At 66.3% G+C, this 13,783-nt stretch carries 14 protein-coding genes and 1 pseudogene; 8 read left to right on the top strand and 7 right to left on the bottom strand.

Annotated features, from left to right (window positions below; genetic code table 11):
• Window positions 1–74: 74 nt before the first annotated feature.
• From J2Y55_RS21260 to fliK, 3 genes are read right to left on the bottom strand one after another with little or no spacing between them, the layout of a single operon-like run.
• Window positions 75–1,205, bottom strand: coding sequence for a GNAT family N-acetyltransferase (locus tag J2Y55_RS21260; RefSeq protein ID WP_310157715.1), 1,131 nt, complete (start codon window positions 1,203–1,205; stop codon window positions 75–77).
• Entirely contained in the window at window positions 1,202–1,495 is a 294-nt protein-coding gene (locus J2Y55_RS21265; protein WP_310157717.1) for an EscU/YscU/HrcU family type III secretion system export apparatus switch protein, read from the bottom strand. The genes J2Y55_RS21260 and J2Y55_RS21265 overlap by 4 nt, the downstream gene beginning before the upstream one ends.
• Window positions 1,492–3,006, bottom strand: coding sequence for a flagellar hook-length control protein FliK (gene fliK, locus J2Y55_RS21270; protein ID WP_310157720.1), 1,515 nt, complete (start codon window positions 3,004–3,006; stop codon window positions 1,492–1,494). The genes J2Y55_RS21265 and fliK overlap by 4 nt, the downstream gene beginning before the upstream one ends.
• 157 nt (window positions 3,007–3,163) lie before the next feature.
• On the opposite strand from fliK, the gene J2Y55_RS21275 reads away from it, so the two are divergent.
• Complete coding sequence (locus J2Y55_RS21275) at window positions 3,164–4,174, top strand: aldo/keto reductase (protein WP_310157723.1); 1,011 nt, start codon at window positions 3,164–3,166, stop codon at window positions 4,172–4,174.
• 18 nt (window positions 4,175–4,192) lie between these two features.
• Here J2Y55_RS21275 and J2Y55_RS21280 read toward each other — a convergent pair whose 3' ends face one another.
• Entirely contained in the window at window positions 4,193–4,747 is a 555-nt protein-coding gene (locus tag J2Y55_RS21280; protein WP_310157725.1) for a TetR/AcrR family transcriptional regulator, read from the bottom strand.
• Between the two features lie 156 nt (window positions 4,748–4,903).
• Here J2Y55_RS21280 and J2Y55_RS21285 point away from each other — a divergent pair, with 156 nt between their 5' ends.
• Complete coding sequence (locus J2Y55_RS21285) at window positions 4,904–5,644, top strand: 3-oxoacyl-ACP reductase family protein (RefSeq protein WP_310157727.1); 741 nt, start codon at window positions 4,904–4,906, stop codon at window positions 5,642–5,644.
• Window positions 5,645–6,093: 449 nt separating this feature from the next.
• Here the strand turns inward: J2Y55_RS21285 and J2Y55_RS21290 are convergent, their stop codons facing one another.
• Window positions 6,094–6,390, bottom strand: coding sequence for a hypothetical protein (locus tag J2Y55_RS21290; RefSeq protein WP_310157729.1), 297 nt, complete (start codon window positions 6,388–6,390; stop codon window positions 6,094–6,096).
• Window positions 6,391–6,506: 116 nt separating this feature from the next.
• Window positions 6,507–7,316: an MBL fold metallo-hydrolase gene (locus J2Y55_RS21295; RefSeq protein WP_310157731.1), complete on the bottom strand. Its 810-nt coding sequence runs from the start codon at window positions 7,314–7,316 to the stop codon at window positions 6,507–6,509.
• Window positions 7,317–7,477: 161 nt separating this feature from the next.
• Here J2Y55_RS21295 and J2Y55_RS21300 point away from each other — a divergent pair, with 161 nt between their 5' ends.
• Both J2Y55_RS21300 and J2Y55_RS21305 read left to right on the top strand, forming a co-directional pair.
• Window positions 7,478–8,023, top strand: coding sequence for a hypothetical protein (locus tag J2Y55_RS21300; protein ID WP_310157733.1), 546 nt, complete (start codon window positions 7,478–7,480; stop codon window positions 8,021–8,023).
• A gap of 191 nt (window positions 8,024–8,214) precedes the next feature.
• A pseudogene (locus J2Y55_RS21305) lies at window positions 8,215–8,390 on the top strand (ATP-binding cassette domain-containing protein); the annotation flags it as partial.
• Window positions 8,391–8,558: 168 nt separating this feature from the next.
• On the opposite strand, the gene J2Y55_RS21310 reads toward J2Y55_RS21305, so the two are convergent.
• Entirely contained in the window at window positions 8,559–8,972 is a 414-nt protein-coding gene (locus J2Y55_RS21310) for a cupin domain-containing protein (protein WP_310157735.1), read from the bottom strand.
• A gap of 120 nt (window positions 8,973–9,092) precedes the next feature.
• Here J2Y55_RS21310 and J2Y55_RS21315 point away from each other — a divergent pair, with 120 nt between their 5' ends.
• The 4 genes from J2Y55_RS21315 to J2Y55_RS21330 all read left to right on the top strand — a co-directional run bounded on the left by J2Y55_RS21315 (window position 9,093) and on the right by J2Y55_RS21330 (window position 13,776).
• Window positions 9,093–9,983 (top strand): LysR family transcriptional regulator, encoded by an 891-nt coding sequence (locus tag J2Y55_RS21315; RefSeq protein WP_310157737.1) that lies wholly within the window; start codon window positions 9,093–9,095, stop codon window positions 9,981–9,983.
• Between the two features lie 149 nt (window positions 9,984–10,132).
• Window positions 10,133–11,785, top strand: coding sequence for an energy-dependent translational throttle protein EttA (gene ettA / locus J2Y55_RS21320; RefSeq protein WP_310157739.1), 1,653 nt, complete (start codon window positions 10,133–10,135; stop codon window positions 11,783–11,785).
• A 303-nt stretch (window positions 11,786–12,088) separates the two neighbouring features.
• A complete protein-coding gene (locus J2Y55_RS21325; protein ID WP_310157742.1) occupies window positions 12,089–13,039 on the top strand; it encodes a PAS domain-containing sensor histidine kinase in 951 nt (316 codons plus the stop codon).
• A 335-nt stretch (window positions 13,040–13,374) separates the two neighbouring features.
• Window positions 13,375–13,776 (top strand): PAAR domain-containing protein, encoded by a 402-nt coding sequence (locus J2Y55_RS21330; protein WP_310157744.1) that lies wholly within the window; start codon window positions 13,375–13,377, stop codon window positions 13,774–13,776.
• Window positions 13,777–13,783 lie beyond the last annotated feature (7 nt).

The following is a 13,783-nucleotide window of genomic DNA, read 5'->3' on the forward strand; positions in this document are numbered from 1 at the left end:
CCTGAAACCCCGGCGTAGCGCTGCGAGGCAGATGTGACCGATCGGCGCCGCGCGGGCTACCGAAAAAGACGAGCTCAGCCCTTGAGGCGCTTGCGCAGGCGGCGCAGCCTCTGGCGCGCATGCGCTGCCAGCTCCGGCAGGCCCGGCCGGCGGCTGCCGAGGGTGACGATCGCATGGCCCATCTCGCGTCGCTCGCCCCAGACATAGGTTCCGGCATCGACGCCGTCCCCCGCGCCGCTGTCGAAGACGACAGGCGGCGTGCCGGCGAAATCGGCCTGGAGCATGGCGATGGTGAGCGCCCGCCCGGGCGAGAGCCGGCTTTGGCTTTCGTCATAGGCGATCTTGAGGAAATGCCGCGTGCCGGCGCTCTCGATCAGCAGACCCATGGCGATCGGCTCGCCGTTTAGTCGTAAGCTGTCGACCTGCAGGGCGTCCTGCGCCGCGAAACCGGCGATGAGCAGGCGGAAATAGGCCGTGTCCCGCGGCAGCCGCGCGATCGCAGTGCCGGCCTCGCCCTTCCAGCCGGCGGCTTCGAGCGCGAGGAAGGCGTCGAAGCTGTTTTGGGCGGCCCCGCCCCGCTCTCGCCGGAACGCGGCCTCGCCCGCCTTGGTGAGGGTGCGGAACTGCTGCATGCGCTTCTTGTAGCTCTGTCCGAGCGCGCGCCTGAGATAGCGCTCGGCGTCGTCACCGGCTTCCGGCAGCAACATCGGCCGGCTCCAGCGCTCATGGATGGCAAGCCGGCTGCCCGTGCTGCGAAAGGCCTCGGTGAGGACGGCGTGGCATGCCCCTTCCAGCGGCAGCAATGGCAGCGCCAGCGTCTTGGGCAGGTCACTCGAGGCCAGGATGTGACGGAGCATGGCCTCTGCCGCATCGTTGGCGAGGTCGCGATCGAGAACCGGAATCGAGGAGACCTCGTAGAGTGGCAGCAGCGGCGCGACGAGCACGGGTGCAAAACCGCTGCGCCAGTCGCGTTTCCGATGCAAGGCCCAGAGGCCGGCGAGGCGCTCGGAGCCTAGCGCCTCGCTTTGCCAGGCGGCGAGCACGATGATCCTGTCGTCGGGTATGAGCAGGCGCGCGGCGGCGATGGCGGCTGGCGCCATATGCGGATTGGCGGCGAGCGCGCGCAGGCTCAGCTCGGTGAAGGCGGCGCCGCGCTCGACATAATCCGCAGGGCGGATGCGCCTGACGACGATTGTGGCGTTCAAGGCGAGACGCCGTCGCGCCGCACGCGCTTGATCTCGCCGCGCAGCGACAACACGAAGGCAATGACCTGGGCGGCGGCGCGGTAGAGCTCTTCAGGGATCTGGTCGTCAAGCTCGACGGCCGAGAGCGCCTGCGCCAGCACCGCGTTCTCTTCGACGGCGACGCCGTGCTCCCGGCCGGTCTCGATGATGCGCTGGGCCAGTTCGCCCCGGCCCTTGGCGGTGACGCGCGGCGCGCCCTGCCCATCATATTCGAGCGCGACGGCGATCTGGCGGGGCGAGGGGCCGGTCATGACATCCGGTCCAGGAACTGGCCGGCGGTCGGCTGCATCACGCGTGGCTGGCCGGTGTGGATATCGATGGCGCCATTCTCGAACTGCGCATCGACGAGCGCTGCCTCCAATCCGGGAGCGGCGCCGCGCAGCAGCCGGCTGGTCTCCTCGCGCTCGGCCCAGAGCGTGACGCCGACGCTGCGGCCCTGCAGCGTGACCACGCCCTGCAGCGGGCCCATCGGCTCGACATCGAGCGCGAAGCGGATGCGCCAGAGCGGCGCTTCGACGCCGTTGGGGCCGCGGCGGGGCGGCTCCTTCTCGATATGAAGTGGCAAGACGGCCGCGCCGGAATGGAAGGCGAGGGGGATCTCGGTCAGCCAGCGCGGGGCATGGTTCTGGTCGGGCCGCGCGCCGTCCAGCGGCAGCGAGGCGAATTGCGAAAGCGTGACGCGGTCGAGGGCGGCGTCGGTCTGCTCCAGCAGGGTCTGCGCGATCGTCAGCGGCTTTTCGCCTGCCGCGAGGGTCGGCTCCACGATCGGCTGCAGCGCAAGCGGGCCGTCGCGGCGCGGCGGCGTGGGTTTTGCCGTCGCGGTCGACGCAGCGGTCGTCTGAGGCGAGAGCAGGAGCGCCGCTTGCGGCTTGCCGGCCGGCGTCGGCTCGAAGCGCTCGATCACGGCAGCAAGGGCGTCGCGCAGCGTCACAAGGCTCGCCTTGAGGTCGGCTTGCGGCGGTACGGGTTGGCTCGCGGCTTGGTTTGTCGCGGCTTGGCGGCTCTCCATGAACAGGCCGGAGCGCTGGACGGCGTCCTTCAGGACCTCTGCCCCAAGCGGCCTGCGTTCGACAGGAACGGCCTGGGCCAGGACGCGCTCGATCAGGGTCAGCAGCGGCTTGGGCAAGGTGAGCGCGACCGAGCCTTCGGAGAGGCTGCGCAGATTGGCGAAGAGCGGCGCGAGACCGTCCTGATTGGCCAGCACCGGCCCAAGCAGAGGCCCGGCAATGGCGCGAGGCGAGGGGGCGGCGTTGGCCTGCGACTGCGCCGGTTGGGAAGTGGTGGCCGGGCGTGATGCATCGGCTGTCGCCGCGGCTTGCAGCAGCGAGCTCGGCTGGAGTGGGGCCGATGCGCGCGGGACCTCGGCCGGGGAGGTTGTCGCCGGGGAGGCTGTCGGCGTCGGATTGGGAGGAGCGGCCTGGCTGGTCTGCGGGGTGGATTGCGGCGTCGTGGGTGCAACGTTGGCGGGAGCGGGCGGGCGCATCTCGACCAAGGTCGCGCGCAGGCTTCCGCCTTGCTCCTCGGCGGCGTCGATCCTGAGCAGCAGCGTCGTGCCGGGGAGCAGAGCCGCCTGCTTCGCTTCCGGGCCGGCGAGCACGAGAGATATCTTGGTGTCGCCGATGAGCGCCGTCGCCAGGCCGTTGCCGTCAAGCGTCAGCAGCTGTGCCTCGACCGTCTGGCCCGGCGCGAGTTCGGCCGTGGGCGCGAGCGCCTGCAGCAGAGTGGCGAGGTTCTGGCTCTGGAGGAGCTGGGCGAGATTCATCGAGGCGAGGCCATGAGAGCAAGGCCAAGACCTTGACATGAAAGGTTAAGCATTTTGTTGCGCACAGGATTTGGCGGGCGAGCCCTGCGCGGGGCGCGCTGGTGCGCGGCGCGAGGCTGGGGCAGGGTCTCAGCCCCGAACTCTCGGAGTCTGATCCATGGAATATCGCCAGCTCGGCCGCTCCGGCCTCAAGGTCTCGCCTTTATGCCTGGGCACGATGATGTTCGGCGGCGCGACCAGCGAGCTGGATTCGCGTGCGATCATCGATCATGCGCGCGAAGCCGGCATCAATTTCATCGACACGGCCGATGTCTACAATGAAGGCCGCTCCGAAGAGGTGACGGGTCGCGCCATCGCCGCGCAACGCCATGACTGGGTGTTGGCGACCAAGGTCGCCAACCAGATGGGAACCGGACCCAACCGGGTCGGGCTCTCGCGCAAATGGCTGATGCAGGCCTGCGAGGACAGTCTGCGCCGGCTCGGCACCGATTTCATCGATATCTATTATCTGCACAAGGAAGACCATGCGACGCCGCTGGCTGAGACCGTGCGCGGGCTCGGCGATCTCGTCGCCCAGGGCAAGATCCGGCATTTCGGCGTCTCGAACTACCGCTCCTGGCGGCTCGCCGAGATCTGCCGGCTCTGCGACGATCTCGGCATCGACCGGCCGGTCGTCAGCCAGCCCTATTACAACGCGATGAACCGCATGCCCGAGGTCGAGCATCTGCCGGCGTGCGGCTTCTACGGGCTCGGCGTTGCCTCCTACTCGCCGCTGGCGCGCGGCGTGCTGACCGGTAAATACGAGCCCGGCCAGGCGCCGCAACAAGGCACGCGCGCGGCGCGCGGCGACACGCGCATCCTGCAGACGGAGTGGCGCGAGGAGAGCCTCGTCATCGCCCAGACCATCAAGGCCCATGCCGCCGAGCGCGGCATGACGCCGATCCAGTTCGCGGTACGCTGGGTCCTGAACAATGCCTTCCTCACCGCCGCGATCGCCGGGCCGCGCACGCTGGAGCAGTGGCAGGCCTATCTCGCGGCACTCGATGTCGCGTTCACCCCCGAGGACGAGGCGCTGGTGGACGGGCTCGTGCCCGCCGGCCATCCCTCGACGCCGGGCTATAGCGACCCGGCCTATCCGCTCGAGGGCCGCAAGGCGTTGACGGGCTGATCAGGCGGCGCGGACGGATCAGGCGGCGACCGCGACGAGCCCGCTCCAGGCCATCATGGCGGCCTGGGCGATGGCCTCCAGTTCGGGGCGCGTGGCGCCGTCGCGCGCGCGCAACGATATGCCTTGCTGCACCGTGACATAGAAGCTTGCGATCATCCCGGTATCGGTCGCGGCCGGCAACTCGCCACTTTCGACCGCTCCGCGCAGCCGTTGCGTGAAGCTGGCGATCGCCCGCTCGCGTACGCCTCGCAAATCGGCCCGGAGCGCCTCGCTCGCGCCGCCGGCATGGACCACCGCCAGCACGACCATGCAGCCGGCCGGCTTGCCCGGCCGCGTGAACATTGCCGCAGAGCGCATCAGGAAGGTTTCTATCGCGGCCCGGGCCGTCGGGGCTTCGGCGACCGCCTGGGCCAGTTCCTTGCCGTCGCAGGCCTCGTATAGCGCCATCGCCTCGCGATAGAGCGCCTCCTTGCTGCCGAAGGCGGCGTAGAGGCTGGGCGAGCCGATGCCCATCGCCTCGGTCAGGTCGCCCATCGAGGTGCCCTGGAAGCCGTTGCGCCAGAACAGATCCATGGCGCGGCGCAGCGCTTCATCACGATCAAAGCTTCTCGGTCTGCCGCGCTCGGACATGATCACCCGTTTTGTGCCAAGCGATACATAAATCGCTTGACCAGTGCCCGCAAGCGCCGCAAGTATTTATGTATCGAACGACACAAAAAGGAATCTCTCATGGAACGGTTGATCGGTAAGAAGGCGCTGGTGACCGGCGGGAGCCGCGGCATCGGCGCGGCAATCGCACTGCGGCTGGCGCAGGAAGGCGCCGATGTCGCGCTGACCTATGAGCGCTCGCAGGACAAGGCGCAGGCGGTGGTGGGCCAGATCGAGGCGCTCGGACGCAAGGGTTTCGCGCTCGCGGCCGACAGTGCCGATCCCGAAGCGGTGAAGGACTGCGTCGGCAAGGCCGCTGCTCTGCTCGGCGGTCTCGACATCCTGGTCAACAATGCCGGCATCTTCCGTGGCGGACCGGTCGCGGAGTGGAGCCTTGCCGATATCGACGCGACGCTGGCGGTGAACATCCGTGCCGTCGTGCTGGCGTCGCAGGCGGCTGCCGCCCATCTCGGCGAAGGCGGACGCATCATCTCGATCGGTTCATGCCTGGCCGAGCGCGTGGTCGAGCCCGGCGTCTCGCTCTATGCGATGAGCAAGGCGGCGCTGATCGGCTTCACCAAGGGCCTGGCGCGCGATCTCGGGCCGCGCGGCGTCACCGTCAACATCGTCCATCCCGGCTCGACCGATACCGACATGAATCCGGCTACCGGGGAGCGGGCCGATGCGCAGCGCGCCAAGATGGCGATTCCGCGCTATGGCAAGCCGGAGGATATCGCCGGGCTCGTGGCCTATCTCGCCAGCGAGGAGGCGCGCTTCGTGACCGGCGCTGGTTTCGCCATCGATGGCGGCGTCAACACCTAGACGCGATCCCTCCAGAGCAACGGCGGCTCAGTTCAGCAGGCAGAAGCCGCCGACGTTGTGGTCGCTTTGGCAGGCTGATCTGGGAGCCTCTCCCGGCTTGTTGTTGCGCGAGGATTGCCATCCCTGCGGCACCGCCTGGATGCTGGGACCCAGGGGCACGGAGGGGGGCTCGACAACGCCCCCGTCATGGCTCGAGCTGGGGCTGCTCGAGCTGATGTTGTCCGGATTGGAACTGGATTGCGCAACGGCAGAGGCCGCAGACAATTGAAAGGCTGCCACAGTGCAGACCAGGACGAGACGCAGCATGCCATTTCCCCATGAATGGCGTGCACGCTGCCTCATCGCAGGCGGCTGTGAAAGCCGCATCTGCGATCAATCTAAGCGGGGCGTTAACCGGCCGGCGCGGAAACGCGCCGCCAGACCTCGTTGCGTCAGTGCATCTCGTGGCGTCAGTGCATGATGCAGAAGCCGCCGACCACCACCTCGCTGTGGCACCAGACTTTCGTGCCTTCGCTCGAACTGACCCGGAGCGGGACCGGCCGGTCCGCGCTCGGCGACGGGAAGGGCACCCGGCGAGCTTCGAGAGAAGCGGGCTCGGCCGGAGTCGACGCGTGCCCGGCGCGCGGCACGGGGATGACGGTGGCGCTGCCGCTGGAAGAGCGCTTGCCGAAGCGCAGCCTTGCTGCCTCGGCATCGACCGGCAGGCAGGCGGTAGCGATGATGGCGATCGCGAGAACCCTGAGCATGCCGCATTCCTCTGCTTTAGCGGGCAGTCTCAACCTGCCGGCCCCAGCGGAATTTGCAAAGCGCGACGTCGGAACAACCTAAGCGCGAGGTTAAGCCGAATGGCGAGCGATGGGGGTTAGCTACCCGGCAGCACGATGATGGTCGGCTGTGCGGGAAGGCCGGCCTTGGTCAGGGTGATTGTCGGCTCCGTCTTGCGCTCGGTGGCCCAGACGCCGTCGGTTCGGCGCAGGAAGCGCTCCAGGCTGGAGCCGCCGAAGAAATGCATCGGGATCATCACCTTGGCCTGCAGCGATTTCAGCACCTCGACCATGCCTTCCTGGTCGAGCGTGTAGCTGCCATCGACCGGGAAAAGCACGATGTCGACGCGGCCGAGGGCGCGCAGATGGCCGGGTTCCAGCGGATGGTGCAGATGGCCGAGATGGGCGATGCAGAGATCGCCGATCTCGAAGACGAACATCGAATTGCCGTCATAATCGGTGGCGCCGGAGTAGCTGCGGATATTGGTCGGCACGTTGCGCACGCGCATATCGCCGAGCGTCACATCATGTTTCGCGGCGCCCTGGCCGCTGGGATCCCAGCCCGGCAGCACCTGTTTGATCGCGGGATCCGGGTTGCGTGAATTATGCGTCGAATGCGCCTTGTTCATCGTGGCGATGTCGGGCGTCTCACGTGGTCGGACATAATCGTTGTAGTCGGTCGCGGCCCTGACGCCGCCCGGCGTCTCGATCAGGAAGGTGGCGTGGCCGACAAAGGTGAGGCGGACCTCGTCCTTGGCGAGCGCGGCGCGTTGGATCGGCGCGCGCAGGCTCGCCATCTCGGGCCGGCAGCCGGGCTCGTCGGACTGGGCGCGGGCGGGGGAGGCCATCAGCCCGGCCAAGGCGGCGAGCCCAAGGCCGAAGCGCATCAGCGTGCTCCAAAAGCTCATCCGCCGCTCCCGTATTCTCCCAGCCCGGAAAAGCTTAGGCAAAAGCTGGGCCGGTGGAAGGGGTTCAACGTTGTGATGGCGGTTTCGTGAGGGACGTTCCGGGTCGTGGACAGGTGCGCTCCACCCCACTATCGAACCTGGCCTGTCTCCTGGAGGACGCCATGTCGCTACCCAACCGCTTCAGGCTGGTCGCCTTGATCTTCTTTGCCGGCGGTCTCGTCGCGTTTTTCTATGCCTTCAGGATTTCCGGCTGGGAACGCGTCGATGGCGGATCGCGTTTCGTCGTGCCCGATAGCGGCGGCCAGCAATTCGTGAAGGCGGAGATTCTGCCGTTGCTGGGCCAATATGGCGGCATCGCCATCGGACTGGGTGTCGCATTGCTCGTTGCCGCGCAGATCTACACCGCACGCCAGCGGCGCACCGTGAGCCAGGATCGCCCGCCTGCAGCGCCTGTCAAAATAGGGCTGGCCCGAACCATCGCGCGGGTCGTCCTTGCGATCGCCATAGGCGTTGGCGTAACGTTCGGCTATCGCTGGTACGACTATGTGGCCAACGCCACGAGCCCCTATGACGAGGTCGGAATCGCGATCAACAGCCGCCTGCCGGAGAGCCTGCGGGCATGGGGCTGCAGCCGGCTGAAGGAGCGCTTCGCGCGATCGATCCCGCCTTATGGCTGCAGCGACGCAAGCGGCAGGGGCTGGCGCTAACCCGGCGCAAATGGTCGCAATACCGCCTGTCTGCCCTGACGACAGCCAGCCGCTTCGTTGCCCCCTGCGCATGATTGCCGTGGCGCGCCGGCAGCGTGCGGCTGCGGCATCAGCCCGGCCTCGCTACCCGCGCGCCAGATTTCCCGACACAATCTTGCGGGTTCAAGTCCACACTGGAGCCCGCACGCCCCATGTCTCGTCACTCCATCTGCGATAAGCGCGGCCTGTCGAAGACCTATCGGGGCGGCAAGCAGGTCCTCCAGGACATCCATCTCTCCTTGTCCCCCGACGCCAAGATTGGTGTGCTCGGCGTCAACGGTGCGGGTAAGTCGACCCTGCTCAGATCATGGCAGGCCTCGACAAGAAATAGGCCGGCGAGGCCTGTGTCCCTGGATGGTGGGCGGATTCATCTTGGCTACCCGCGTCGTTCCAGCGTCCACGCGCTCAGGTAATTGCCGAGCCGGGGGAAGTGGGCAGGAGCGGGGCTGGTGCGTTTGTGAAGCGAGAGGCCGTCGGAAGATTTCGCGTGGCCGCGTCAGTGAAGCGGGTCGAGGAATGGCGTGTCGTGGCCGCTCACATAGAATATCACCACCTTCGTCGGCTCGACGGCGCTGCGGTTGTAGCCGACCATCTCGACATGCGGCGGTTCGACATAGGCCTCGCCGGCCTTTACCACCACGGCTGGTTGGCCCTTCAGTTCCAGCGTGAAGGCGCCTTCGAGGACATAGACCGTCACGGGAAAGCGGTGGCTGTGCCGGACGGTCCTGTCGCCGGGCTTGAAGGTCGCGGTCAGGATGCGGACTTCCTGCGAGGCGTCACGCGGCATGGCCTCGACGAGTTGGCGCAGCACGAGGTTCGGCTTCGCGAGGCCGGCCTCCTGCGCTTGCGCGCTGGCGCCCAGAAGAAGACCCGCGACTGCTGCTGCGGCCGAGCATGACGACATGCGCATGGCGTTGTCCTCCGACTTGGGTCTGACGCCTCGTCAGAACTGCCGAAAGGGTAGGCTTGAGCTGAGGACTATGGCAGCCTCAATTCTGCGGACAGGGGCCGCAAGACTGCAAGGTCGAGCATGTTCGATTGGAACGATCTGAAGCCTTTCCTTGCGGTCGCGCAGCATCAGAGCATGATCGCGGCGGCGAAATCGCTGGGCCTTAGTCAGACAACGGTGCAGCGACGGCTTTCGGAGCTCGAGCGGCGGATCGGTCGCGCGCTGATCGTCAGGCACCCTGCCGGATATCGGCTCACGGCAGATGGCTTGAGCCTGTTGCCGATGGCCGAGAGCGTTGCGCGCGCCGTGGCCGAGTTGGAGCGGTATCTCGACGACACTGCCCGCGAACTCGACGGCGTGATCCGCGTCACCTGTCCCGAGCCGCTGGTGCTGCGCATCGTCCAGTCGAAGCTGCTCGACGCCTTCCATGCGCGCCATCCGAAGCTGCGCGTCGAGTTCGTGACCAGCGATCGCTATCTCGATCTGTCTCAGGGCGAGGCGGATGTCGCCTTCCGCTCTGGCGACACCGATGACGAACTCGTCGGACGCAAGATCGCCGACTCGCTCTGGGCGATCTATGCCAGCCCCGACTATGTCGAGCGGCACGGTAGGCCGGCGACGGTGCAGGAAATGGCGCAGCACCCGCTGGTCGGCTTCGAGACGACGTTCAGCTCGCACCGCATGCTGACATGGCTTGCGGAGGTCGCACCGGCGGCCCGCTTCGCCGTGCGCAACAACAGCGTCCTTGGCCTGGTTTCGGCCGTCAAATCCGGCGTGGGAATCGGCCCATTGCCAACCGCGCTCGGAGACGCCGATGACGGTCTGGTGCGGATCCTCGGCCCGATCCCGGAGCTGACGCGAAGCTGGCGAATCCTGGCTCACCCCGATCTCCGGCGCACGCCCCGCATCGCGGCCTTCTTCGACTTCATCGTCGAACAGCGGGCTGCGCTGAAGCCGATCTTCACAGGGTAGAGGCGGCGAAGCGAGGACACCATGCGCAACACGTGAGACCGGCGGCTTGCACCGCACCGGTTGCGGGGAGCGGCTCGTCTCGCTACATACGCGCCAGATTTCCCGACACATCTCGCACGCCCGAGTCCGCAGCGGAGCCCGCACGCCCCATGTCCCGTCAGTTCATCTACCATATGCGCGGCCTGTCGAAGACCTATCCGGGCGGCAAGCAGATCCTCAAGGACATCCATCTCTCCTTCTACCCCGACGCCAAGATCGGCGTGCTCGGCGTCAACGGCGCGGGTAAGTCGACCCTGCTCAAGATCATGGCCGGCTTCGACAAGGAGTGGACCGGCGAGGCCTGGGTCGCCGAGGGCGCGCGCGTCGGCTACCTGCCGCAGGAGCCCAAGCTCGACGAGACGCTGAATGTCCGCGACAACGTCATGCTCGGCGTGGCGCCGCAAAAGGCGATCATGGATCGCTACAACGATCTCGCGATGAATTATTCCGACGAGACCGCCGACGAGATGACCAAGCTGCAGGACGAGATCGAGGCCAAGGGCCTGTGGGATCTCGATTCCAAGGTCGATCAGGCGATGGACGCCTTGCGCTGCCCGCCCGACGACTGGGAGGTCTCGAAGCTCTCGGGCGGCGAGCGCCGCCGCGTCGCGCTCTGCAAGCTTTTGCTGGAGCAGCCGGAACTCCTGCTGCTCGACGAACCGACCAACCATCTCGACGCCGAGACCACCGCCTGGCTGGAAGGCCATTTGCGGACCTATCCGGGCGCGATCCTGATCGTGACCCATGATCGCTACTTCCTCGACAACGTCACCAGCTGGATCCTCGAGCTCGATCGCGGCCAGGGCATTCCCTATGAGGGCAATTACTCGGCCTGGTCGGTGCAGAAGCAGAAGCGCCTCGCCCAGGAAGGCCGCGAGGACGTAGCCAGGCAGAAGACGCTGGAGCGCGAGCAGGAATGGGTTCTGGCCTCGCCCAAGGCGCGCCAGGCCAAGAGCAAGGCGCGCATCCAGCGCTATGACGAGCTCGTGCAGAAGGCCAACAACAAGGGGCCGGACACCGCGCAGATCATCATCCCCATCGCCGAGCGGCTCGGCAACAACGTCGTCGATTTCGAGAACCTCTCGAAGGGCTTCCAGGACAAGCTGCTGATCGACGGGTTGTCGTTCAAGCTGCCGCCAGGTGGTATCGTCGGCGTGATCGGCCCCAACGGCGCCGGCAAGACCACGCTGTTCAAGATGATCACCGGCCAGGACAAGCCCGATTCCGGCACGATCACCATCGGCGAGAGCGTCACGCTCGGCTATGTCGACCAGAGCCGCGACTCGCTCGACGACAAGAAGAACGTCTGGGAGGAGATCTCGGGCGGCAACGACATCCTTTATCTCGGCAAGCGCGAGATCAATTCACGCGCCTATTGCTCGACCTTCAACTTCAAGGGCGGCGACCAGCAGAAGAAGGTCGGCTCGCTCTCGGGCGGCGAGCGCAACCGCGTCCACCTCGCCAAGATGCTGAAGGCGGGCTCCAATGTCCTGCTGCTCGACGAGCCGACCAACGATCTCGACGTCGATACGCTGCGGGCGCTGGAAGAGGCGCTGGAGGACTATGCCGGCTGCGCCGTGATCATCAGCCATGATCGCTGGTTCCTCGACCGCATCGCGACCCATATCCTCGCCTTCGAGGGCGACAGCCATGTCGAATGGTTCGAGGGCAATTTCGCGGAATACGAGGAAGACAAGAAGCGACGTTTGGGCATTGATTCCACGATCCCCAAGCGCATCCAGTACAAGAAATTCTCGCGCTGACGAGGCGGGTTCGACTTTCAGGGCCAGCGTTCCCGGACCGGAGCGCTGGCCCTTTCTTTATGGGCCCGGGCTTGTCTCATGCTTCGGGGCTTGCCGCATGCTGCGAATTTGCTTTGTGCGTCGGGGGTGCCTCCGATGCGGGGTTTGGCGCGTAGCTGATATGTCAAAAGACACAGACATGGCGTGATCACGCCTCTATAGGCCGGAGTTTGACGTCTCCGCAGTGAATGGAACGAACCACCCGTGCACGACCTCGCCGATAAAGGCCCAGCTCCGGAGCGGCACGAGATCGATGCGAGGTTCATGCGCAGCCTGCTCGCCGCATCGGACGACTGCATCAAGGTCCTGACCCTCGACGGCGCGCTCAGCTTCATGAGCGAGGGTGGCCAGCGCGTGATGGAGATCAGCGACTTCAATGCGGTCAAGGGTTGTCTCTGGCCGGACTTCTGGCAGGGTGGCGGCAATGCCGATGCGAAGGCGGCGATCGAGGCGGCCAGAGCGGGACGAAGTTCGCGTTTCCAGGGCGCTGCGAATACCGCGCTGGGAAATCCGCGCTGGTGGGATGTGCAGGTTTCGCCCATCCTGGGTCCGGACGGGCGTCCTGAAAGCATTTTGTCGGTCTCCCGCGACGTCACGGAGCTCAAGCGCGCCGAGGAGCGTCAGCGACTGCTCGCGCTGGAGCTCAAGCATCGCATCAAGAACACCATCGCGATGATCCAGGCGATCGCGAACCAGACGCTGAGGAGCGGCGTGGAATTGGCCGATGCCAAGGCCGCGCTGATGGACCGGCTGAAAAACATGGGCGATGCCCAGGATCTGCTGACGCAGTCGGTCTGGTCGAGAGCTCGCATGCATGAGCTCGTCGCCAGAGTCGTGATGCCTCAGGGCGAGGCGGACCGGATTAGATTTGACGGTCCCGATGTCGAATTGTCCTCGAAATGCGCGCTGGCGATGTCGCTGGCGCTGCACGAGTTGACGACCAATGCGATGAAATACGGCGCCCTGTCGGGAGAGGTTGGCCGGATCGACGTGGCCTGGACGATCGATCGCGGTGCGAATCCGCCGCAGTTCCGGTTCGCGTGGCGGGAGATAGGTGGGCCGGTCGTCAGCCCGCCATCGCAGGCCGGGTTCGGCTCACGCATGATCGAACGAGCACTGGCAGGCTATTTTGCCGGTACGGCCGCGATGGAATACCCGCCGACCGGTGTCATTTTCACGCTGGTGGCGCCGCTCGAGGCCCTGACGGCCGATTGATCGTGGCCGCGTTTGCGCGGATGCCTTGGAGCAGGGCCCGCGTCCTTCCATTTTGCGAGTGGAGGGAGACAAGACGCGCCAACTCGGCATCTACGTCACGATTCCCTAACGCATCCGGTACGGGACATTCTTGCGCCGAGGGGCTGTTCTCGCCTCGTCGCACTGTGCCTGGTTCTCATCATGCGTGTCGCACCATGATGGATTGATCATGGCTGTGGCGCGCTTTGTGCGCGTTGACAGCCTTCCCGACGCTATGGATCATAAAAGTTGTCTGAGCCGCGTCATGCAACTGTCATGACGGTGGTTTGATCTCTCCGGAGACCGAGGAGCCTGTCATGGGAATGCCGGCCGCCCGCGTGACCGACATGCACAACTGCCCGATGATTTCGCCGGGACCGGTGCCGCATGTCGGCGGGCCGATCATCCCACCCTGCGCGCCGACCGTGCTGATCGGCGGCCTGCCGGCGGCGCGGGTCACCGACAAATGCATCTGCGTCGGGCCGGTGGACATGATCGTGAAAGGCTCGGCCAGCGTGCTGATCATGGGCCAGCCGGCTGCGCGCATCGGCGACACGACCACGCATGGCGGGGTGATCATCACGGGACAGGCCAATGTCCTGATCGGCGACCTGTCGAGCGCGGGCGCCAATATGGGCGCGGCCGGCGCGGCGCATGGTCCCGATAAGCCGTGCATGAAAAGCGCGGCGCAGAACAATTCTCCTTTCCTGCGGGCCTGAGATGCTT

Source organism: Allobosea sp. BE125 (assembly GCF_031456075.1).
GTDB lineage: Bacteria > Pseudomonadota > Alphaproteobacteria > Rhizobiales > Beijerinckiaceae > Allobosea.